22 protein-coding genes and 1 riboswitch are annotated in these 23,141 nt (G+C 38.9%); of the genes, 18 read left to right on the top strand and 4 right to left on the bottom strand.

Annotation, left to right across the window (positions count from 1 at the left end; all coding sequences use genetic code 11):
• Window positions 1-69 precede the first annotated feature (69 nt).
• The 10 genes from H8700_RS00300 (at window position 70) to H8700_RS00255 (ending at window position 10,686) form a co-directional block, all read left to right on the top strand.
• The gene (locus tag H8700_RS00300) at window positions 70-432 is read left to right on the top strand and encodes a response regulator (protein WP_249302112.1); all 363 of its coding nucleotides are present in this window, start codon (window positions 70-72) and stop codon (window positions 430-432) included.
• Window positions 433-1,132: 700 nt separating this feature from the next.
• Window positions 1,133-1,660, top strand: coding sequence for a ribosome hibernation-promoting factor, HPF/YfiA family (hpf, locus tag H8700_RS00295; RefSeq protein WP_022142286.1), 528 nt, complete (start codon window positions 1,133-1,135; stop codon window positions 1,658-1,660).
• A 126-nt stretch (window positions 1,661-1,786) separates the two neighbouring features.
• The gene (locus H8700_RS00290) at window positions 1,787-2,641 is read left to right on the top strand and encodes a ZIP family metal transporter (RefSeq protein WP_330606251.1); all 855 of its coding nucleotides are present in this window, start codon (window positions 1,787-1,789) and stop codon (window positions 2,639-2,641) included.
• Between the two features lie 159 nt (window positions 2,642-2,800).
• Entirely contained in the window at window positions 2,801-3,418 is a 618-nt protein-coding gene (locus tag H8700_RS00285; protein WP_249302110.1) for a nucleoside recognition protein, read from the top strand.
• 159 nt (window positions 3,419-3,577) lie between these two features.
• On the top strand, window positions 3,578-5,083 hold the full coding sequence (locus tag H8700_RS00280; RefSeq protein ID WP_249302108.1) for an alpha-N-arabinofuranosidase: 1,506 nt from the start codon (window positions 3,578-3,580) through the stop codon (window positions 5,081-5,083).
• On the top strand, window positions 5,070-5,330 hold the full coding sequence (locus H8700_RS00275; protein ID WP_249302106.1) for a DUF6171 family protein: 261 nt from the start codon (window positions 5,070-5,072) through the stop codon (window positions 5,328-5,330). Before H8700_RS00280 ends, H8700_RS00275 begins: the two co-directional genes overlap by 14 nt.
• An 81-nt stretch (window positions 5,331-5,411) precedes the next feature.
• The gene (locus H8700_RS00270) at window positions 5,412-6,746 is read left to right on the top strand and encodes an alpha-L-fucosidase (protein WP_249302104.1); all 1,335 of its coding nucleotides are present in this window, start codon (window positions 5,412-5,414) and stop codon (window positions 6,744-6,746) included.
• A gap of 740 nt (window positions 6,747-7,486) precedes the next feature.
• Complete coding sequence (locus H8700_RS00265; protein WP_022142280.1) at window positions 7,487-8,833, top strand: MATE family efflux transporter; 1,347 nt, start codon at window positions 7,487-7,489, stop codon at window positions 8,831-8,833.
• 171 nt (window positions 8,834-9,004) lie between these two features.
• Window positions 9,005-9,688, top strand: coding sequence for a Crp/Fnr family transcriptional regulator (locus tag H8700_RS00260; RefSeq protein ID WP_249302102.1), 684 nt, complete (start codon window positions 9,005-9,007; stop codon window positions 9,686-9,688).
• 200 nt (window positions 9,689-9,888) lie between these two features.
• Window positions 9,889-10,686 carry an ATP-binding protein gene (locus tag H8700_RS00255; RefSeq protein WP_249302100.1) on the top strand — a complete coding sequence of 266 codons (798 nt, stop codon included), beginning with the start codon at window positions 9,889-9,891 and terminating at the stop codon, window positions 10,684-10,686.
• Window positions 10,687-10,799: 113 nt separating this feature from the next.
• Here H8700_RS00255 and H8700_RS00250 read toward each other — a convergent pair whose 3' ends face one another.
• The 3 genes from H8700_RS00250 to H8700_RS00240 form a co-directional block, all read right to left on the bottom strand.
• On the bottom strand, window positions 10,800-11,513 hold the full coding sequence (locus H8700_RS00250; protein WP_249302098.1) for an IMP cyclohydrolase: 714 nt from the start codon (window positions 11,511-11,513) through the stop codon (window positions 10,800-10,802).
• A gap of 133 nt (window positions 11,514-11,646) precedes the next feature.
• A complete protein-coding gene (locus H8700_RS00245) occupies window positions 11,647-12,825 on the bottom strand; it encodes a phosphoribosylaminoimidazolecarboxamide formyltransferase (protein WP_249302097.1) in 1,179 nt (392 codons plus the stop codon).
• 71 nt (window positions 12,826-12,896) lie between these two features.
• Window positions 12,897-12,976, bottom strand: a riboswitch (ZMP/ZTP riboswitch).
• A 53-nt stretch (window positions 12,977-13,029) separates the two neighbouring features.
• Entirely contained in the window at window positions 13,030-13,674 is a 645-nt protein-coding gene (locus H8700_RS00240; RefSeq protein ID WP_249302095.1) for a phosphoribosylanthranilate isomerase, read from the bottom strand.
• Window positions 13,675-13,834: 160 nt separating this feature from the next.
• Between H8700_RS00240 and H8700_RS00235 the strand changes: the two genes are divergently transcribed.
• The 6 genes from H8700_RS00235 (at window position 13,835) to yajC (ending at window position 20,342) form a co-directional block, all read left to right on the top strand.
• On the top strand, window positions 13,835-16,216 hold the full coding sequence (locus tag H8700_RS00235; protein WP_249302093.1) for an ATP-binding response regulator: 2,382 nt from the start codon (window positions 13,835-13,837) through the stop codon (window positions 16,214-16,216).
• A 32-nt stretch (window positions 16,217-16,248) separates the two neighbouring features.
• Window positions 16,249-17,082: a patatin-like phospholipase family protein gene (locus H8700_RS00230; protein ID WP_022141623.1), complete on the top strand. Its 834-nt coding sequence runs from the start codon at window positions 16,249-16,251 to the stop codon at window positions 17,080-17,082.
• A gap of 100 nt (window positions 17,083-17,182) precedes the next feature.
• The gene (fba, locus tag H8700_RS00225; RefSeq protein WP_022141622.1) at window positions 17,183-18,049 is read left to right on the top strand and encodes a class II fructose-1,6-bisphosphate aldolase; all 867 of its coding nucleotides are present in this window, start codon (window positions 17,183-17,185) and stop codon (window positions 18,047-18,049) included.
• Between the two features lie 189 nt (window positions 18,050-18,238).
• A complete protein-coding gene (locus tag H8700_RS00220) occupies window positions 18,239-18,712 on the top strand; it encodes a DUF1700 domain-containing protein (RefSeq protein ID WP_249302091.1) in 474 nt (157 codons plus the stop codon).
• Window positions 18,713-18,891: 179 nt separating this feature from the next.
• Complete coding sequence (gene tgt, locus H8700_RS00215; protein ID WP_022141620.1) at window positions 18,892-20,025, top strand: tRNA guanosine(34) transglycosylase Tgt; 1,134 nt, start codon at window positions 18,892-18,894, stop codon at window positions 20,023-20,025.
• Entirely contained in the window at window positions 20,022-20,342 is a 321-nt protein-coding gene (yajC, locus tag H8700_RS00210) for a preprotein translocase subunit YajC (RefSeq protein ID WP_022141619.1), read from the top strand. The genes tgt and yajC overlap by 4 nt, the downstream gene beginning before the upstream one ends.
• Before the next feature lie 198 nt (window positions 20,343-20,540).
• Here yajC and H8700_RS00205 read toward each other — a convergent pair whose 3' ends face one another.
• Window positions 20,541-21,413, bottom strand: a complete 873-nt coding sequence (locus tag H8700_RS00205) for a PHP domain-containing protein (RefSeq protein ID WP_249302086.1) — start codon at window positions 21,411-21,413, stop codon at window positions 20,541-20,543.
• A gap of 214 nt (window positions 21,414-21,627) precedes the next feature.
• Here H8700_RS00205 and H8700_RS00200 point away from each other — a divergent pair, with 214 nt between their 5' ends.
• Together H8700_RS00200 and H8700_RS00195 are read left to right on the top strand one after the other, a co-directional pair.
• Window positions 21,628-21,993 (top strand): TIGR04086 family membrane protein, encoded by a 366-nt coding sequence (locus tag H8700_RS00200; RefSeq protein ID WP_249302084.1) that lies wholly within the window; start codon window positions 21,628-21,630, stop codon window positions 21,991-21,993.
• Between the two features lie 105 nt (window positions 21,994-22,098).
• Window positions 22,099-23,028: a polysaccharide deacetylase family protein gene (locus tag H8700_RS00195; protein ID WP_249302082.1), complete on the top strand. Its 930-nt coding sequence runs from the start codon at window positions 22,099-22,101 to the stop codon at window positions 23,026-23,028.
• The last annotated feature ends 113 nt before the right edge of the window (window positions 23,029-23,141 follow it).

Raw genomic sequence — 23,141 nt, 5'->3', positions numbered from 1 at the left:
TGGTCAGATGATCGGATTACTATTTTTGACAAGGAAATATTTATAATAATATTGCAAGGGAGAAAAACTATGGGAAATAATATTTTAATTGTTGATGATGCTGCATTTATGCGTATGATGGTAAAGGACATTCTTACAAAAGGTGGCTATAATGTTGTAGGTGAAGCTGAGAATGGTGTTGTTGCGGTTCAGAAGTATTCAGAATTAAAGCCTGATTTGATTACACTTGATATTACTATGCCAGAGATGGATGGTATTCAGGCATTGAAAAAGATCAAAGAAATCGATGCCGGAGCAAATATCATTATGTGTTCTGCAATGGGACAGCAGGCAATGGTTATTGAAGCAATTCAGAATGGTGCGAAAGATTTCATTGTTAAACCATTTCAGGCAGATCGTGTACTGGAAGCTGTTAAGAAAGTAATCGGATAGCACATACATAAAGGATGAGAGGTTTTCGAAAGAAAACCTCTTTTTTTTCGTTCTGGAATATTTGCCGGCATATAGATAGAAATAAAAACAATATCGTCTCATATACTTTTTACAGGTAGAAAAAGATTTATTTGACGAAAAAGAAATTGTACAAAATATCAGACAATTTAGTAATATGACTGAAAATTCGTCCACAAGTTATTCGCAATGATGTGCATAACTTTTAGACAAAAACATGGATTTTGCTGAAAAATGTTGATAATTTTGGAGTTTTGCACATTGTTATTGATGAATAAGAGGCAAAAAATACAGTTATTAACGAAGTTTTCCACATTATTAACAATTTTGTGCGTAATCATAATACGGTAAAATGCGTATAACTATATTGTCGAAATATGACAGAATATTTCGAAAGTTGTATTGTCTTTGTGTGGAATTCATCAGAATGCCGGGTGTAATTTTAGCGTGGATCCGCTGAGTGAACGGATGAAATTTTTTCAACAGCACAATGCAAGGAAGATACCGCTGGCAAATTGCTGTATAAGGCTGATTTCAAAGATGGATTGGTGAAAATTTACTAAAAAATCATGCGTTGCAAGGTATATTGAGATATTTTGCACAAAAAAAGCTGTTTTTCTCCTTGCTTTTATAAGACGAGTAGGGTATAATAGAATCAGAAAAAAGCAAAGGAGTGGTAACCATGCAGTATATTATCAGTGGAAGAAATATTGATGTTACAGAAGGACTCAAATCAGCAATCCATGAGAAGATTGGAAAGCTAGAAAGGTATTTTACTCCGGACACTGAAGTACATGTTACATTGAGTGTAGAAAAGGAAAGACAAAAAATAGAGATTACGATTCCAATGAAAGGAAATATTGTTCGTGCTGAGCAGACAAGTGATGATATGTATGTATCTATTGATTTGGTAGAAGAGATCATTGAACGCCAGTTACGAAAATATAAAAATAAAATTGTGGACAGACAGCAGGCAGCAGCGAGTCTGAGCAAAGCTTTTGTGGAAGAAGAGATCGAAGATGATGACGAGATTAAGATCATCCGTTCTAAGAGATTCGCCATGAAGCCGATGGATCCGGAAGAAGCTTGCGTACAGATGGAATTGTTAGGTCATGATTTTTATGTATTCCGTAATGCGATCTCAGATGAAGTCAATGTGGTTTATAAGAGAAAAGACCATACTTTTGGATTGATCGAACCGGAATTTTAAAATGAACATGGTATAATAGGATGAGGTAGAATTTTAATATCAGGTGGCTGAAGATGCAGTCACCTGATTTTTTTATTGTAATATAGTAATAGAGAATATATCTTTTGCATAGATAAGGGGTCTTATATGGACGGAGTATACCTTTTTTCTAAAATGCATTTTACGGAATCTGTTTATATGGCAGGAGCGGTCATGCCGGTTCTTTATGCAATGGTTGCAACAATGATCACATTTTTGTTGACTTCATTAGGAGCATGCAGCGTCTTTTTTGTACGAAAAAATATCAGACAGAATGTACAATGTCTCTTTTTGGGATTTGCTGGAGGCGTGATGATCGCAGCAGCAATCTGGTCACTTCTGATACCGGGAATTGAAGCGGCACAGGCACAAAAACAAATTGGATGGTTTGTGGCTGCAGGCGGTTTTTTACTTGGTGTATTACTTCTTTTATTTGTAGATTATTTTATGCGCAAAAAGATGCAAAAATTCCGCCTTAGAACAAAAGAGCAAAATCTTAGCAAAAGCACCTTTATGCTGATTCTTGCAATCACAATCCATAATATTCCGGAAGGAATGGCAGTCGGCATGGCATTTGCGTTAGCGGGAAGTCATCCGTCTGATGCGAATTTGATGTCCGGTGCGATCGCATTGGCAGTTGGTATCGGTATTCAGAATTATCCGGAAGGCATGGCAGTTGCACTTCCTTTGTTAAAAGAAGGAATTTCTAAGAAAAGAGCTTTTTTGTATGGAACATTATCGGCAGCTGTAGAGCCTTTGTTTGGTGTGATCGCTGCGATCATTGCCGGAATGGTGCAATCGGTAATGCCATTATTATTAGCATTTGCTGCCGGTACGATGATCTATGTGGTAGTAGAAGAACTGATCCCGGAGGCACATTTAGGAGAGAAAGAAAATGTGGGAACACTTGGCTTTGTTGTCGGTTTTCTGATCATGATGATTCTTGATGTTGCACTCGGATAGTAAGCAATACGGCATGATGGGATAGTCGGATCGCAATAATCGGAACCTCTTTTTGGAATGAATACAAGAAATAGAAATGGAACATCGAAAATGGCTGGCATGAAGTGTCAGAACACAGAATAGAATAGATAGGAAAAGGCATGAAAAAAGAGGAATGTTATGTTAAATTGGCTTTGGGGTTTGATGATCATTATCGGTGTCAGTTATGGAATTGTTACAGGGAATGCAGAAGCGGTCAGTAATGCTTCGATTGATGGTGCAAAAGATGCGGTGACTATGTCGATCACGATGCTTGGCATTATGGCAATGTGGACCGGTGTGATGGAGATCGCAAAAGAGTCCGGGCTGATGGATCGTATGACAAAAGGACTGTATCCGGTATTGCATTTCTTGTTCCCTGCAATTCCAAAAGGACATAAAGCAAACGAATATATCGCAGCTAATATAATCGCTAATATCTTAGGATTGGGCTGGGCGGCAACGCCAATGGGGCTAAAAGCGATGAAAGAGTTAGCCGATTTGCAAAGAGAAAAACTTCGACGGCAGAATGCACCGGCAAAATGGTATCGGATGGCTTCTGACGAAATGTGCACGTTCTTGGTGATCAACATTTCTTCATTGCAGGTTATACCGGTTAGTATGATCGCTTATCGCAGTCAGTATGGAAGTGTCAATCCGGTTGCGATTGTTGTGCCGGGATTGATTGCGACGACGGTAAGTACACTGATAGGCGTGATTATTTGTAAGCTGATGTCACACCACTCAAAAAGCTCATAAACTCCAAAATCCAAGCGTGCATGCTTGGATTTTGGAGTTTATGAATTTTGTTAATATAATGAGCTTTCTTGTGCTGCGAATTTATGATATACTAATTTTTATATTTGGTTGTTGCACTTCGTGCTTAAAAATTTTTTATAGACAAACAGGAGGAGAAAGATGATTCAGACAAAACTAAAAATTAATGCAAATAAGGAATGCAGCCATATTGCACCGGAAATCTATGGTCAGTTTTCGGAGCATTTAGGACGCTGTATTTATGAGGGAATTTACGTTGGTGAGGATTCCGATATTCCTAATAAAAACGGAATCCGTACAGATGTTGTCGAAGCTTTGAAAGAACTAAAAGTACCGGTTCTTCGCTGGCCGGGTGGATGTTTTGCCGACGAATATCATTGGAAAGACGGAATCGGACCGGAAGAAAACCGCCGGCATATGGTAAATTCTAACTGGGGAGGTGTTGTAGAAGACAACAGCTTTGGTACACACGAATTTATGGATCTGTGTGAGCAGATCGGATGCGAACCGTATCTTGCGGTTAATATGGGAAGCGGTACGGTTGCAGAGGCAGCAGACTGGGTGGAATATTTGACAGCAGATGGCGAGTCCGATATGGCAAAGCTCAGAGCAAAGAACGGACACAAAGAACCATGGAAGATCAAATATCTTGGTATTGGAAATGAAAACTGGGGCTGTGGTGGCAATATGTCAGCAGACTATTATGCCAATGAATATAAGAAATACCAGACATTTTGCCGGGAGTATGGAGACAATCATTTGTATAAGATTGCTTGTGGACCGAGTGCAGATGATTATGAATGGACAAAAGAGTTATTAAAACGTGTCAATGGATGCCACACAAGGGGGATCAGTCTGCACTATTATACACTTCCGACAGGAGACTGGGGACATAAAGGAAGTGCAACCGAGTTTGATGAGAAAGAGTATTATCAGACAATACAGCAAACGATGAGAATGGACGAGGTCATAAAAGGACATTTAGCGGTTATGGACAAGTATGATCCCGATCATAAGATCAGTCTGATCGTTGATGAATGGGGAACATGGTATGATGTAGAACCGGGAATGAATCCGGGATTTTTATATCAGCAGAATACAATGCGAGATGCGATCGTTGCGGCATATAATCTGAATCTGTTTAATAAACACAGTGATCGTATTGCCATGGCAAATATCGCACAGGCAGTCAATGTATTACAGGCAATGATTTTGACGCAAGCAGATCAGCTTGTTAAAACACCGACATATGAAGTGTTCTGGATGTATCGTGATCATCAGAATGCCACACTGGTAGAAAGTCATATGCTTCCGGGAATGACAGGAACAGAGGAAGTATGGGTTCCTGCTCTGTCAGAATCCTGCTCGATCCAGGAGAAAAATGGAGAAAAAATCTTAACGATCACATTGTCAAATGCGTCATTAAAAGATCCGGCACAGATAGCGATCGAATTAGAAGAAGGGATGCAATTTGCAGGAGAAGCGTCAATTACTGAGCTGACAGGTGAGGTACATGCTCACAATACATTTGAACAGCCGGATTGTATTATGCATCAGGATAAGATAGAACAATGGTCAGGAAAGACAAAGACGATTGAAGTCGGACCATGCAGCGTTTATAAGGTGAGTGTTCATGTCAAAGCATAAGATTCCCTGTATCCGTTGTTTGCTTCGTGATTTGGATCAAAAAGCTGCACTAAAGCAGGTGACAGCTTACCGTGAGAGACTTCCGGTACAACAAAGAGCTAATAAAGAGCTTTTTGAGGAAAGACTTTCGATTTGCCGTGATTGCAAGTGGCTTCGGCTTGGAGTATGCCAAAAGAGCGGATATTATGTAGAAGCAAGTGCCTATGACAAGACAAAACATTGCCCTTTGGGAACAAAAATCTGGTAGATTCTATTTTGCCTGAACGCTGTTAGAGAGTAACTTACAAAAAAAGATTATTTCAGAAAATTTACAAAAAAGAGGTTTCATATGAAAAGAATAATGGCATTTTTATTGAGTATTATGATCGTGGCAGGAAGTGTTTTTTCCACTCCTGCCGTAACAAAAGCATATCAGGTTCCATCGAACTTGAAATGGTGGGCTAATGACCGTTTTGGTATGTTTATCCATTTGGGAGCATATTCATCCTATGGAAAAGGTGAATGGATCATGAATGTTGATAAGATCTCAAAGAAAAAATATCAGGAAGAGATCGCATCAAAATTTAACCCAAAGAACTTTAATGCAAAAGAAATCGTTTCTTATGCTAAAAAAGCAGGCATGAAATATATTGTAATCACGGCAAAGCACCATGAAGGACTTGCCTTGTGGGATACAAAGGTGGAAAGTTTTAAGGATTATACTGGTACAAAGACGTTCAGCTTACAGCAATACACACCATTTGGAGCATCCGGCCGCGATATTCTGATGGAGTTAAAAAATGCCTGTAAGAAAGCAGGAATTCATTTCGGATTGTATTATTCTATTTTGGACTGGAATCATTCTTCTCAGACGATTTCCGGTGATTTTACAAAAATGCGTTCGATGGAGGCAAGAAAAGCGTATATTCAGGATATGAAAGCACAGTTAAAAGAATTAATGACAACATATGATCCTGAGATTATGTGGTTTGACGGAGACTGGACATTAAGAAAGAGCAATCCGACATTGGAAAAATGGTGGACAAAGGCAGACGGAAAAGATCTTTACCGTTATTTAAAGAGTATCAAGTCATCTGTTATTGTCAATGAACGTGTGTGTCGTAATTTCGGAATTGGTGATTTTGAGTGTCCGGAGCAGACAGTACCGGCAGCAGATCTTACAAGACCATGGGAAACCTGTCAGACTATGAATAATTCATGGGGCTATACCAAAGCAAATGAGAAATGGTATCGCAGTTCTAAGTCGATTGTCAGAGAGTTAGTTGATGTCGTATCAAAAAATGGAAATTATTTATTAAACATCGGACCAAAAGGTGACGGAAGCATGACGCCAAAGAGTAAAACCGTTTTAAAAGGTGTTGCAAAATGGATGAAGAAAAACAGCGAAAGTATTTATGGAGCAGTAAAAAGTCCGTTTAAGAAAACACCATCCTGGGGAAAATATACCCGGAAGGGAAAGATGGTCTATGTTCATGTTAATAAATGGCCTAAAAACGGTAAGTTAGCGGTGACACGTTATAAAAAGTACAAAGTGAAAAAAGTAACCTGTATCAGCAATGGCAAGAAATACAAGTATTCTACAAAAGGAAAAACCGTTAAACTCAAGGTTGGAAAGAAGGCAGTTAATACGGTAGATACTGTTTTTGCAATACAGTATCAATAGACATGACTTGCAAAGACATCATGAGAAAAAAAGTTACTCAAACATGTAAAAAAAGCTTAAAAGGAACTTTATAGTGGATTTTCATTTTTGCTCTTGTCATAATGATAAAAATGGACGGACGATCATAAACAAGAACGAGATTCAGCTTATAAAAGACCGTATCAATGGATGATTAAAAACAAGATTGAGATCGAGCTTATAAAAGACCGTTTCAATGGATGATCAAAAACAAGATTGAGATCGAGTTTATAAAAGACTGTATCAGTGGATGAACGATCATGAACAGATCCAACAGAAGAGTTTCGATTAAAAAGATCATAACAGTGGTAATGCTGTTATGATCTTTTTTATGGAATAGGAAATTGCTCGTACAGTAGCGGTACACCAGCAAGAATTGCTTTAGCAATTCTTGGAGTGCAAAGCGCTGGCTTTGCACTTTTTTATACAATTTCTACGATGAATGTATCAAAGGAGACTGAAAAATAAATATTTTTTGAAATCAAAAAAATGCTATTGCAAATAGATATATATTGGTATATGATACGTTAGAAATATATGGAAACGATAAAATGATTTGATAAAAATTTTCAAACTTTACAAGAAATCATAGGAATTGTATATGATTTCTCTTTGATCAACGACTGAACAAAAAGCAGGCTTATATCGGAAAAGAAAAAACGAGGGAAAGAACCTGTCGGTAAAACAATGATAACAGGTTGCTTTGTCAGAAAGGAGCAAAAATGAGCAAATCCGTTACAAAAGACATGACAGTAGGTTCACCAATGCGTTTGATCGTAAGCTTTTTTATTCCGTTATTACTTGGAATGCTTTTTCAGCAGTTTTACAGTATGATGGATACGATCATTGTAGGAAGATGTTTAGGTGTCAATGCTTTGGCAGCAGTAGGTTCAACCGGATCGGTTAATTTTATGATCATTGGTTTTTGCATGGGTGTCTGTAATGGCTTTGCAATCCCGGTGGCACAGCGTTTTGGAGCAAAAGACCAGACAGGTCTTCGCAAATTCGTGGCAAACAGCGTATGGCTTTCAATTGTTTTTGCAGTGATCATGACCATTGTAACCTGTATCTTATGCAGACAGATCATGACATGGATGCGTACTCCGGCAGATATTTTTGAAGATGCCAATACATACATTTTCATTATATTTATAGGAATTCCGGCAACCTATCTGTATAATCTGGTATCCGGCATTATCCGTTCGTTAGGAGACAGCCGTTCGCCATTGTTCTTTTTGATCGTGTCTTCTGTTTTAAATATCGGATTGGACTTTTTGTTTATTTTGACATTTCATATGGGGGTTGCCGGTGCGGCATGGGCAACAGTGATCAGTCAGGCTGTATCAGGGATCGGCTGCCTGTTCTATATGAAGCATAAATTTGAAATTTTAAAGATCCGTCCTGAAGAGTGGAAAATGGATACAAAATATATGAAAATTCTTTGCGGAATGGGAATTCCGATGGGATTACAATATTCGATCACGGCAATCGGCAGCGTCATTTTACAGACTGCGGTCAATACTCTGGGTTCTTCGGCAGTTGCAGCAATTACTGCAGGAAGCAAGGTAAGTATGTTCTTTTGCTGCCCATATGACGCAATGGGATCTACAATGGCAACCTATGCCGGACAAAATGTTGGAGCCGGTAAGCTTGATCGTGTGAAAAAAGGTATGCTTTCCTGCTGTCTGCTTGGATTGATCTATGCAGTGCTTGCGTTTGTCTTCTTATTTTTCTTTGGACGGTATACGGCATTGCTCTTTATGGAAGCCTCAGAAAAAGCAATCCTTGGCAACGTAACAACATTCCTTTTGATCAACAGTGCGTTCTTCTTCCCGCTTTCTCTGGTCAATATCATCCGTTTTACGATTCAGGGAATGGGATACAGTGTTCTGGCTATCTGTGCAGGAATTTGTGAAATGGTTGCACGAAGCATTGTTGGTTTTGTATTTGTACCAATGTGGGGCTTTGTGGCTGCCTGCTTTGCAAGTCCGGTTGCATGGATCTGTGCGGATATTTTCCTGATCCCGGCATTTTTCTATTGCCTGCGCAGATTAAAAAAGGTATATTAAAAGCAGAAAAAATACATGAAATGAAATGGCATGAAAATGCCCCGGTTTTTATAGTGAAAAATATATATTTACTAATAGTATTGTTAGGAATAACAGAGCAGGGACAGAATGCAATATCAGAGAATATTATGCAATAAGAAAAAGTGCATTTTGTAAGGGAGGAAGCAAAGAGTGGAGAAGGAACCAGAACAGATACTTGCAAAAAGTTCGCTTTGTAAGGGGATGACAAAGGAAGAGATACAGGAGATCTTATCTCAGAATGGCTGTCGTATCTGTCATTATGACAAAGGCGAAACCATTTTTTTGCAAGGACAGAAAGCAAATCGAATGTTTGTGCTTGTTTCGGGAAAGGTTGTGATCGCCAAAGTAAGTGCAAGTGGGAAAAAGAGTGTTCTTACCTGCATTGAAACGGTCGGAGACCTTTTTGGAGAGATCTATCTTTTTATCGGAAAAAAGGAATTCGAGATGGAAGCACAGGCAGTTGTTTCTACAACTGTTTTAAGTATTGACAGTCGCATTTTTGAAAAAGAAGCAGATAATTCGATGGCAGAGATCCGTTTAATGAAGAATCTGTTACAGCTTTTTGCAAAAAAAGCCTATCTATTGAACAAGAGACTGCGGTTGTTAAGTGCCGGAAGTCTTCGAGAAAAGATTGCCTCTTTTTTGCTGGAACATGCAAGTGAAGATGGAATGGTTTATTTGTCTATGACAAAAGAAGAGCTGGCGGAATATATGAATGTGGCGAGACCTTCTCTTTCCAGAGAAATCGGAAATATGGCGGAAGAAGGATGGATCGCATTGCAAGGAAAAAATATTTTGATCAGGGATTTAGAAAGCCTGGAAGATCTTTTATAACAGGAAAGATCAGAAAAGAATGGTGTAATGTCAGTTTGTGATAATATCATCATGGATATATATTTTTTTAAATGACTAAAACGGTGTAACATTTGTTACATCGTTTTTTATAGGAAGCTGTTATACTACTTTCAGAATCAAAGAGACACATAAAAAATAAAAAACAAAAAGACAAATAAAAAAGAAATGGAGATACGAAAATGATCAGACGTGTAATTCAGATTGATACAGAAAAATGTAATGGATGTGGTTTATGTGCAACGGCATGTCATGAGGGTGCGATCGCGATTGTAGATGGCAAAGCAAAATTAATGCGTGATGACTATTGCGACGGACTTGGAGATTGTCTGCCAAGTTGTCCGATGCAGGCGATTTCTTTTGTGGAAAGAGAGGCGGCTGCTTATGATGAAGAAGCAGTACGGAAGCATTTGGAAAAGAGAGCAAAAGAGCAGAAGACAGCAGGCTGTCCGGGAAGTCAGGCAAAAGCAATCAAACGCCCACAGGGAGGCTGCCCGGGAAGCCGGCCAAGAGCGATCGAACGTCCGCAGGGAGGATGTCCGGGAAGTCAGGCAAAGATGATAAAACGATCACCGGAAGCGTCTGTCAGTGCAGCGCAGCATACAACGAATGTGATTTCAGAACTTCGTCAATGGCCGGTACAGATTAAATTAATGCCGGTCAAAGCACCGTATTATGATGGTGCAGATCTCTTGATCGCAGCAGATTGCACAGCATATGCATATGCAAACTTCCATGATGATTTTATTCGTGACAAGATCACAGTGATCGGATGTCCGAAGTTAGATGATATTGACTATAGTGAAAAGCTGACAGAGATCCTTAGACAAAATGACATTAAGAGTGTGCATATTGTACGCATGGAAGTTCCATGTTGTGGTGGTTTGTTAAATGCTGCAAAGGTAGCCTTACAAAATTGTGACAAAATGATCCCATGGCAGGTCACAGTCGTTGGAACCGATGGTACCATCTTGCAATAAGAGCTTGTGGATAATCAGGGTTGATGACAAAGTAAAAAGCCCTTCCTATCATAGTATTATTATGATAGGAAGGGCTTTTGCAGTTCCGGGAAAGAATACTTCCAGCCGGAATATTATTTGTTTTTGTTATAGATCTTAGATTGTACACTGCCATCTTCGATATTGATATAGCGGATGAACAAAGACACTTTGTTGTCTTCATTTAAGCTGTTCCATACCATATCACCAAAAGCGTCCATATCGTCCATGGTATCGACTAACTTTGGTTCGCCTTCAAAGCTTGGCAGAGGATTTGCATCGTGCATATAAGTATGGATAAAATGTGCTTCTCCGGCAACCGGATTTTCATAATCAAAAGTATAACGGTTGCAAGCATCTCCGTTGCCATTATTGCTTTTTAAGATAGACATCGAATAGTCGAAGCCACCGTCTTCTACGGATAAGATCGCTGAAATTCTAGGAGTATAATTTGGTGCGTCCGGTTCAAATTCTCTTGTACGAAGAGACTGTTCAAAGGTTGCACCTTCCTGCATTAAGTCATAAATGGTATCTGTCTGATCTCCGTTTGTTACGATCGTGTTATTTTCAAGGACGCGTACCGGTGCGTAAATGATCAGGCTTGGATCTTCTAACTTAGCAGGATCAAAAGCCTGTGTTCGGATTCCGGCTCCGTCTTCAACGAAGACACGGTTGCGGCTGTTTTCGCTGCGTCCCATGATAAAATAAGCAATGACAGCATGTGTGCCATCCGGTGTTTTACCAACAACGATGCCACGTCCCGGATAAGCGTTGCTTTTTAATTCGTTTTCTAAAGATAATTGTTTCATGATACTCTCCGTTTCTGAGCCTGTGCAATATTATGATTTATGCAGAATGCTCTTATATAATATGAAAATCTTTTTATGTATTCGGTCAAAATATAAAAATTCTGTCCGGTTTTAAAAGAAACCGGATCTCATTTTAGTGATGGAACAGACGAAGTCCTGTGAATGCCATAGTAATTCCAAATTCGTCACAAGCATCAATAACAGCCTGATCATTCTTAGAACCGCCTGCCTGTGCGATATATTTGACACCACTGCGGTTTGCACGTTCTACGTTATCACTAAATGGAATGAATGCATCGGATCCTAATGTAACATTATCTAAGTTCTTGATCCATTCAGCTCTTTCTTCTCTTGTCATTCTTTCCGGTTTTTCGGTAAAGAAGTTTTCCCAGATGCCGTCAGCAAGTACATCCATATCATCATCGGATAAGTAAACATCGATCGTATTATCTCTGTCAGGACGACGGATATCATCGCGGAATGGGAGATTTAAAGCTTTTGGCGACTGACGAAGGAACCATTTGTCTGCCTTGTCACCGGCAAGACGGGTACAATGAATACGCGACTGCTGCCCTGCACCGATACCGATCGCCTGACCGTCTTTTACATAACAGACTGAGTTCGACTGTGTATATTTTAAGATGATGTTTGCAAGCATCATATCGTGTAAAGCAGATTCTGTAAGGTTCTTTTTCTTTGTCACAACGTTATCGAAAAGTTCTTTTGTTGTTTTTACTGTATTATGTCCCTGCTCAAAAGTAATACCAAATACATCTTTTGTCTCCAACGGAGCAGCTTCATAATCAGGATCGATCTGGATCACGCAGTAATTACCACGTTTCTTTTCTTTTAAGATTTCTAATGCTTCAGGAGAATAAGAAGGAGCGATGATACCATCCGATACAAGTGTTTTCAGATATTTTGCCGTTGCAACATCACATTCATCGGAAAGAGCGACAAAATCACCAAAAGAAGACATTCTGTCAGCGCCTCTTGCACGAATATATGCTGTTGCCATTGGAGTCAGTTCGATATCATCATCCACGAAGTAAATCTTCTTCATCGTATCATCAAGAGGAACATCAATCGCTGCACCTGCGGGACTGACATGCTTAAAAGAAGCAGCAGCAACATGCCCGGTAGCTTCTTTTACTTCCTTTACCAACTGCCAGCTGTTAAAGGCATCTAAAAGGTTGATATATCCCGGTGTTCCGTTTAATACCTGAAATGGAAGATCGCTTCCGTCTTTCATAAATACTCTTGCGGGTTTCTGGTTTGGATTACATCCGTACTTTAACTGGATCTCGTTCATGATAAATCTCCTCTCTGGTTCAAAAATAACAGATTCTTGTTTGAAAGTATAAAAAAAGCCCACTCCTCCGGACAATCTGCCCAGACGGTCGGCTGCATATCAGTTATACTCCCTGTGGTATTCTCCACTTCCGTCAGTCATATAACTGTCTTTACTTTACCATACAAAAAGTGGACTGTAAAGCATTCTTTTGAAATTTTCTGATTACTTATAAAAAGAAAATCGGTTATATGTTTTTTGTTCTGTTCGTATGATACGGACAAATTCTTCTATTTTTTGAGGATCTTTTCCGGTCTTGTTACTTGCGTTGTATTCTACGCCTGTAGAGACATCAATGCCATCCGGTGAAAGCTTTTTAATCGCTTCTTTGACATTGTCTGCTGATATCCCGCCTGCAAGAAAGAAAAGTTTATTATCGCGAGGAATATCAGAAAGCATAGACCAGTCAAAAGATTTTCCACTGCCCGGTTCATGCGCATCAAAGACATACCCTGCTACATTTTTATCTAAGCGGTAATCAGCAATCGTATCCATATCCTTTACATTAAAGGCTTTTAAAACCGGAAGCCGGATCTGAGAGAAAAGAGCCGGATCGATCATTCCGTGAATCTGTATATAGTCAAATCCGGCAGCTTCAATCTGTCTGATCTGTTTGATAGAAGGTTTGACGACAACGGCTGTTTTTTTAATGGAAGGATCCAGTGCCTGCATGATCTCTTTTGCCTGCTCAATCGTAATATTTCGTTTACTTTTTGGGAAAAAGAGTACAAAACCTGCAAAATCTACATGGTTGGCATTCAGATAATCCGCTTCTGTTACTTTTGTCAGTCCGCATATTTTGATTAACATAATCATCCTCATTTCTTCATTTTATGTTTTTGTTTTGGTATACCATAATGCGAAAATTAAGTCAATTTCTTATTATCCGTGGCCTGAGTTTATGGTTGTCTGATCACAAGGAAAATGATATGATGTGGAGAGAAAATGATCTGGGAATGGAGGAGAAGCAATGGAGATACTGTCGCAGCATACTGTTGATATACAGCAGCATTGTGCCGTTTTTGATAAAGCACCGGTGGCATTTGCAATGTTTCGGCTTATCTTTGGAAAAACTGGAGAATACCGCGATTATCAAATGGTATATCATAATCATGCATTAGAGAAAATCTTTGAAAACATCGGAATTAAAGATATTATAGCGGAGCTGGATAAGAAAGATCAGGGCTTTCTTTCATTATTATGTGAAGTAGCAAAACAAAAACAGCAAAAGAAGACGTATATATTAAAAAGAGAAAAAGAACGTTATTATGAAATTATCGTGTATCCTGACCGGAAAGACCATGTAGCCTGTATCCTGAACGATGTGACAGAACGGAGCATGGAAGAAAGAAGACATTCGGAAGAGTTTCAGGATGAGGTACATCAGAAAGTAAAAAACGGAACAGATCTTTTATGGGAGTATTGCCGTTATAATCTGACAACAGATACGATTGAATATCTGGAAGAAAAAGGGAAAAAGATAACGGATAAGATATTGTTGGAGGTCAAGTCCTATTACGACCGTATGAAGAGTTTGTTTGAAGAAATAGGGATCAGTCAGAATGACGCAAACCGTTTTTCGAGAAAATATTTGTTAGAACAGTATCAAAGTGGGGTCAGTGACAGTCAGTTTAACTTTTTTGCAAGGGACTATACAACAAAAGCACCTTTATACCTGAAGTTAGAGTGCAAATTACTTCGTCACCCGGGAAATTTAGATGTGGTTGCTTTTTTTTATACCAGGGATGAAAGCCGATCCTATATGGAAAAGTGTGCTTCGGAAGCTATTTTAGGGAATGATTATGATTTTGCGGGAATTATTTATACAAAAGCCGATAACTATTTCTATTGCAAACAGAACAAAGGAAAATACCAAGAAGAATATGTTAGTGGAAATTATCCGGAACTGATCCGGCAATCTTTATTAAAGTTTTGTGTGAATGATGATGTTGAAAAGAGAGTATGGAACAACTCAATGGAAGAGATTCAGAAACGTCTGCGGTTAAAAACCGTGTATCGTACAGAAGTTGATATGCTCAATCCAAATGATGGAACCATACACCGCAAGAACCTCTCTTATCGGTATGTTGATTCCAAGAAAAATATAATTGCGGTTAATCAGGTGGATGTAGAATCGGTTGTCAGCAGAGAACGCGAGAAGAAACGGCAGTTAGAGACTGCTTTGAATCTGGCAGAACAGGCGAATAATGCCAAATCAGAATTTCTTGCAACCGTCAGTCATGAGATTCGTACACCGATGAATGTTGTGCTTGGACTGACCGATTTAGCAAAGTCTGAGATAGATAATAGGGAAGTTCTTTTAGATTATCTGAATAAAATCGAAGTGTCAGGGAAACATCTTTTACATCTGGTTAATGATGTGCTTGATATGTCAAAAATTGAAAGCGGCGAGTTTAAGCTGCATCCGGTACGTTATAATCTGAAAGACTTTTTGATGAATATGCAAAATTATGTCCAGACATTATGCAAACAAAAGAATATCACATTATTGATCGCAGCAGGAAAAGATTTTCCGGATATTTATGTTGATAAACTTCGTTTAGATCAGATTTTTATTAATATTATTTCAAACGCAGTCAAGTTTACACCGCATGGTGGAAAAATTCTGCTTTCGATGCAGACAAACAGACAGGATCATAAGATCAACTGCCGGTTTGAAGTAGCAGATAATGGCATTGGGATGAGCAAAGAGTTTCAAAAGAATCTATTCAAACCTTTTATGCAGGAAGAGCGAATGGCACAACACCCGGTAGAAGGTACCGGTCTCGGACTTGCAATTGCGTATGGTATTATCAATAAAATGAATGGAAATATCGAGATTAAGAGTGAAAAAAATATTGGAACGACATTCCTGATCAATCTGTCGTTTGAAGAAGCAGATAAGAACAGTACACCGAAAAAGCAGTTTGAAACGGAAAAAGTGCTTTTAGAAGGAAAAAATGTGCTGATCATAGAAGATCATCCGATCAATCAGATGATTCTTAGCAAAATGCTTAAAAATCAGGGAGCACAGATTTATTGTGCAGACAACGGAAAGATTGGTCTTGAAATGTTTGAGCAGTCGGATGCCGGTATGTATGATATCATATTTATGGATATCCGTATGCCGGTCATGGATGGTCTGGAAGCTGCACGTAATATTCGTAAGTTAGACAGACCGGATGCGAAGTGCGTTCCGATCATTGCGATGACTGCAAATGCATATGATGAAGACAGAGAAAAATCAGAAAAGGCAGGAATCAATGTACATTTATCCAAACCAATTGATTCTCAGATACTTCGTAAGACAATTGCAGAAATATTGCAAAAGAAGACGGATAAGATCTGCTGATGACAGAAATTCAAATAAAGGAGTGAGCAAAAATGGCAGGTGTTCTTTTTGAAGGTGGTTCTTTTCGGGCAGTTTTTAGTTGTGGAGTGATGGATGCTCTTTTGGAAAAAGAGATTTACTTTCCTTATTGTATAGGTGTTTCAGCGGGAGCAGCAGATGCAGCTTCTTATATTTCCAAGCAGAAAGGACGTAATATCAGAGTGTTTGAAAAATATCGAAACGATAAAAGATATGTTGGAAAACGCAATCTGATCAGGCAAAAGAGCATTTTCGGAATTCAGTTTGTTTTTCGTGATATTCCCAATAAGATCGATCTGTTTGATATGAAAACATTTTCAGAGTATTCCGGTAAATTTTTGATCACAACAACCGATGCTGTTACCGGTAAAGTGAAATATTTTACGCAAAAAGATGTGGATCATAATTTCGATACAATCTGTGCAAGTTGTGCACTTCCGGTTGCATTCCCGGCAATCGAGGTACAGGGACGTAAATATTATGATGGCGGTTTGTCCAATCCCATTCCGATCGATAAAGTTTTAGCTGATGGGAATGACAGGGCTTTGATGGTTTTGACACAGCCCAAAGGCTTTCAAAAGGAATGTAAGCGTTCCGACAGAACCGTGGCACGCATCATCCGCCATAAATATCCGATGATTGCAAAAGCACTTTGTGAACGGTATAAGAAATATAATGAATCGGTAAAAGCCTGTGAACAGCTTGAAAAAGAAGGAAAGGGAATCATTATCCGTCCGGATCATGCATTAAACAGTTATGAAGAAGATGTCAGTGTTCTTCGACAGACTTACGAAGAAGGATACCAAAAGACGATCGACCAGATCGACCGGATCCAAAAGATATTATAATATCTATTCCCTTTTTAGAAAAAATAGTATATAATAAAGTTTGTTTATGAGGAAAACAGACAGGCTCATAGAGAGTAAATCAAAAGATGGAGGTTATATTATGTTAGTATCAGCAAAAGAAATGCTTACAAAAGCAAAAGCAGGAAAGTATGCAGTAGGACAGTTTAACATCAATAACTTAGAGTGGACAAAATCCATTTTACTTACAGCAGAAGAATTACAGTCACCGGTTATTCTTGGTGTATCAGAAGGTGCCGGCAAATATATGTGTGGTTATAAGACAATCGTAGGTATGGTAAAAGGTATGCTTGAAGAATTAAACATTACCGTGCCGGTTGCTCTTCACTTAGATCATGGTTCATTTGAAGGTGCAAAGGCTTGTATCAATGCAGGTTTTTCTTCAATCATGTTTGATGGTTCTCATTATCCGATCGAAGAGAATATCGAAAAGACAACACAGTTAGTTCATGCATGTGATATCCTTGGTATCTCTTTGGAAGCAGAAGTTGGTTCTATCGGTGGTGAAGAAGATGGTGTTATCGGTGCCGGTGAATGTGCTGATCCTGATGAATGTAAAGCAATCGCTGATCTTGGTGTTACAATGCTTGCAGCAGGTATCGGTAATATTCATGGTAAATATCCTGAAAACTGGGCTGGTTTAAGCTTTGAGACATTAGATGCCATTCAGGCTAAGACAGGTGATATGCCATTAGTTCTTCATGGCGGTACAGGTATTCCTGCGGATATGATCAAGAAAGCGATTTCTCTTGGTGTTGCTAAGATTAATGTAAATACAGAGTGTCAGCTTGCATTCCAGGAGGCTACACGTAAGTATATCGAAGAAGGTAAGGACTTAGAAGGAAAGGGATTTGACCCACGTAAACTTCTTGCTCCAGGTGCAGAAGCAATCAAAGCTACTGTAAAAGAGAAGATGGAACTTTTCGGTTCTGTTGGAAAAGCAAAATAATGTATTTCATGCAGAAACGATCGTCAGACTGATCGTTTAAAATGAAAGTTAGAAGTATTGAAAACGAAAGTTACGGATACTTCATAAAAAGAAAAGACAGCCATACAATTTATATGCATGGGTGTCTTTTCTTTCTAAAAGGCAGGGAACAAAAAAGGTTTGATAGAGAGGCGATACGAGGAGGTCAGGATGGACAGAATAGAATTTCTTTCGATTTTAAGGGAAAGTCTCGAAGGCTGTATCCCATTAGAAGACGTAGAAGAAAATGTTACTTTTTATCGCAATTATTTTGATAATGCTGACGGTTCAGAGCAGGAAGTGATACAGGAACTTGGTGATCCGCGTCTGATCGCCAGAACGATCATAGAAGCATATAAGGCTTCCAAAGGTCCGATGGCAGATTATTATACAGAGAAGGCAAGAAGCGAATACAGCAGAGAACATTCCGAATATCACGACGAGTCAGGTAGTAATAGCTGGTCGGAAGAAGACACAGGATATTCGAAAGCAGAACAGATCAAACGCTGGATCATCGGTATTGTGATCATAGCGGTTGTTCTTGCGATTCTTGCATTGGCATTAAAGATTTTCGTTGTCTTTTTACTTCCTGTCATATTGATCATCTTTGTTGTCAAGCTGATCATGGATTATTTTGACCGATAGGCAGATCGTTTTTGCAAGGAGATGGGCAGTCAGCAAAAAAGTATACGGTTGACAGAATGTGCTGTCGGTGGTATTATCGCATTATTTGTGTGTGATATAAAGAGGTTCGTTTTTAAGAACAATGGCAAGAGGTTACGATCTTACACAGAAAAATGTGTATGACAGAAGAGAGGATATATATGTATAAGATTCTTTGTAAAGATGGCAGTGCCAAGAGAGGTCAGTTAGAAACCGTTCACGGAACGGTACAGACTCCTGTCTTTATGAATGTGGGGACAGTTGGTGCGATGAAAGGCGCGGTAGCAACGACAGATCTTTTGAATCTGAAAACACAGATTGTTTTGTCTAATACATATCATCTGCATGTACGTCCCGGAGATGATGTTGTAAAGAAAATGGGTGGAATTCGTAAATTTATGGTCTGGGACAACCCTGTGTTGACGGATTCCGGTGGATTTCAGGTGTTTTCTCTGGCGGGACTTCGAAAGATAAAAGAAGAGGGCGTTTATTTTCATTCGCATATTGATGGAAAGAAGATTTTTATGGGCCCGGAAGAAAGTATGCAGATTCAGTCGAATATTGCATCGACGATCGCAATGGCATTTGATGAATGTCCGCCACATCCGGCAACAAGAGAATATATGCAAAATTCGGTGGATCGTACAACACGCTGGTTAGAACGTTGTAAAAAAGAAATGGCACGTCTGAATTCGTTAGAAGATACACTTAATCCGAACCAGCTTCTTTTTGGAATTAATCAGGGTGGCACATTTGGAGATATTCGCATGGAGCATGCCAAACGGATTGCCGACATGGATTTAGACGGATATGCTCTTGGTGGTCTGGCGGTAGGAGAGACACATCAGGAAATGTATGATATCATTGAAAAGACGGTACCGTATCTGCCGGAAAATAAACCAACGTATCTGATGGGAGTCGGAACGCCTGCTAATATATTAGAAGCTGTGGAGCGTGGTGTTGATTTCTTTGACTGCGTCTATCCGGCAAGAAACGGAAGACATGGTCATGCCTATACGAACCATGGCAAGATGAATCTTTTGAATGCAAAATATGAGCTTGATGATCGTCCGTTAGATGAGACTTGCGATTGTCCGGTTTGCAAGCATTACAGTCGTGCTTATATCAGACATTTGCTAAAGGCGAAAGAAACCTTAGGACTACGCCTGATGGTAACACATAATCTGTATTTTTATAATACAATGATGGAAGAGATCCGTGATGCCATTGAACACAAATGTTTTAAGGAATATAAGAAAAAGAAATTAGAGCAGATGAAGGAGGAAACAAAATGAGTTTAGTTTCAGTTTTAGGAAGTCAGGCAACAGGTGGAACCAATATAGTATCGATCGTTGTTCTTTATGCGGCAATTATCGGTATTTTCTGGTTCTTTGCAATCCGCCCGCAGAAGAAGAAACAAAAAGAACATGATTCTTTGGTATCATCTTTGGAAGTAGGCGACAGCATTTTAACAACAAGTGGATTCTTCGGTGTTGTGATTGATATTATGGATGAAGTTGTTATTGTTGAATTCGGTAATAACAAGAATTGTAGAATTCCTATGAAGAAAGAAAATATCGTTGAGATCGATAAGCAGAACGGAGAAGAGTAAGCTTCCGGTTTTGTAAATTTTTTAAAATAAAAAGGTCTGTAAAAGAATTGCACTATTCTTTCAGAGATCAGGCAAATGCCTGAACTTGAAAGATGCGAAGAATTCTGTTTACAGACCTTTTTTATGGAATAGGAAACTGCTCGTACAGTAGTGGTACATATAGCAAAGCCCCGGCTTTGCACTTTTTTATGTATCGTTTTAATCCGCTTTTTGATGCAATGGATAATCAACGCAGGCAGCAAGATCTACGAGATATTGATAGGGGATCGTTAAGTTGCCTCTGCCGGAACCAAGATCAATGGAAGGTTTATTCTTCCCGTGAAAATCCGAACCTCCACTTGGCAGCAGATCATATTCTTTTGCAAGACGCTTAACAAAAACTTCATCAGCAGCAAAATGGTTCGAATACATTACTTCAATACCACGCAGTCCATGTTCTTTGAACTCTTGTATCATGGCACGTAATGTAGGCTCAGGCAGTTTATAGTGAAGTGGATGGGCAAGGATTGGAACACCACCGGCTTCACAGATCAGATGAATGCCATCAATAGCGGCTGTACGTGTCCGCTTGACATAAAAGGGAGAATCCTCGCCCAGATATTTAGAAAATGCTTCTTTCGAATCTTTTGCAACACCATGTTCGATCAGATAACGTGCAAAATGTGCTCTGGTAATGACAGCATTCGGATTTCCTCCCGAAAGTTCTTCTGCTGTCATCGGAATTCCGGCTTTTTGAAAGTTTTTTATCATATCCAGATTTCTTTGTTTTCGTTTGTTGACAAAATCAGTTGTCTGTTTTATTAACTTTTGATTATGGATATCAATAAAAAGACCGACTAAATGGATCTCATGATGGTTATAGTCAACCGAAAGTTCTGTACCGGGGATCAATTCGAGTGGATAGCCCTTTTTTTTCAAATATGCGAAAGCCGGTTCAAGACCTTCGACACAATCATGATCTGTCAGTGCAAAAGCAGACAGATTTTTTTTATAGGCTAATTCTATCAAGTTCTCAGGAGAACAGGTTCCGTCTGAAAAATTTGAATGTACATGTAGATCAATCGTATGCATAAAATCGCCTCTTTTCTTTTTTGGTCATATGTCAAAATGTTATAATTTGTATTACCATGTTGCTTTGTGTATCGTTTTTTGATTACAAAGTTTGTATACATATACTCTACCACAATCTGGCAAGATAAAAAAGTCAGAGAAACAAAGGAATATTTTCTTTCGATACGGTATAAGTTATAGTAGAGTAAAAGAATCGATGGAGTAAAGAAGGACTATGAAAGAAAATATAAAAAACATAAGTGTTATTCTTGGTATTATGTTGATCAGTTCGGTGATAGTATTGCTGCTTTTAACAATATGTATCTGGAAAATGGATGGTGGAGCAAATTTCTTATCTGCCGGTGTGATCGCTGCGTATATCATCAGCAGTCTGATCGGAGGTTGTCTGATCGGAAAAGCAATGGGGTCACAGAAATTTTTATGGGGTCTGTTTATTGGCTTTCTTTATTTTATGTTTTTACTGCTGCTCGGCATAGCAATGATGCATATTGATTTAAAACAGCATACACAAATTATCGGCAGTGCATTTATATGCAGTATTTCAGGAATGGTAGGAGGGATGTTTTCAAAAGGAAAATGAAAAAAGTAATAGTTTTTTAACAAAAAAGAAATGAAACTGTGATGACAAAATTATTTGTTGTGCTATGATAGGTAACTGTATAATGAATAGAAGATGGAGGGCAATATGAAAGCATTAGAGAACAAAAGGGAAAAGCAGGAGGAATTCCCGGAGATGAGTATGCGTCAGAGAGCTGATATCAGAGCACGGAAACGAAAAAAACAGTTGCGATTAAGATGGATTATTATGAATTCTATTATCGCACTTTGTATTATATTAGGGGTTTTAGTTGTTAAAGCAATATCTTTGAATAGAGAAAACACGAGAAAAGAAGCAGCGAAAGAAGCAGCTGCGGAGAAAAAGAAAAATGCAGCAAAGCAGACACCGGTTCCGACAGCAACACCAACACCGGCACCTGTTGGAAGTGAACGATGGTTAAGAAAAGATCTGGATCCAAGTAAACCAATGATTGCCATGACATTTGATGATGGTCCATATTCTCCTGTTACAGAGAAGATCTTAGATGTTTTTGAACAGAATAATGGAAAAGCGACATTTTTCTGCGTAGGAAGCAGAGTATCTGAGTATGCCTCCTCTGTACAACGGGCATATAATATGGGATGTGAGATTGCAAGCCATACGTATTCACATGTTTATCTGACCAGATTAAAAGCGAAAGGGATTAAAAAAGAACAGAATAAGACCAACAAAGCCATTCGGAATATCATTGGCTGCGAGCCGACTGCTTTACGTCCACCGGGTGGGTTTGTCAATGCAAAAGTCCGTAAGAATATGAAAGTACCGATGATCTGCTGGAGTGTTGATTCAGAAGACTGGAAATCCAGAAATACAAAAAAAGTTTTGAAAAGATGCAAAAAGCTTGAGGATGGAGATATTGTCCTGATGCATGATCTGTATCCAACGACAGCAAAAGCTGTTAAAAAGTTAGTGCCGCGTCTGGTAAAGCAGGGATTTCAATTAGTTACAGTAGATGAACTTTTTTATTATAAAGGCATTCCGATCAAGGCAGGAGAGTTGCATTTTAGCGGAAAATGATTCAAATAGCAGATTTAATTTGTCAGGAATATGTTCTTCTGGTTCGCAAAAAGCATCATAAAAGCTGTTTAAGAGCAATTATGATGCTTTTTGTGTGGAATAGAAAAATGTTC

Origin of the sequence: Jutongia hominis (assembly GCF_014384965.1) — a bacterium.
In the GTDB taxonomy this organism is placed as follows: Bacteria; Bacillota; Clostridia; order Lachnospirales; family Lachnospiraceae; genus Butyribacter; species Butyribacter hominis.
This window is presented reverse-complemented; position numbering and strand designations above follow the sequence as displayed.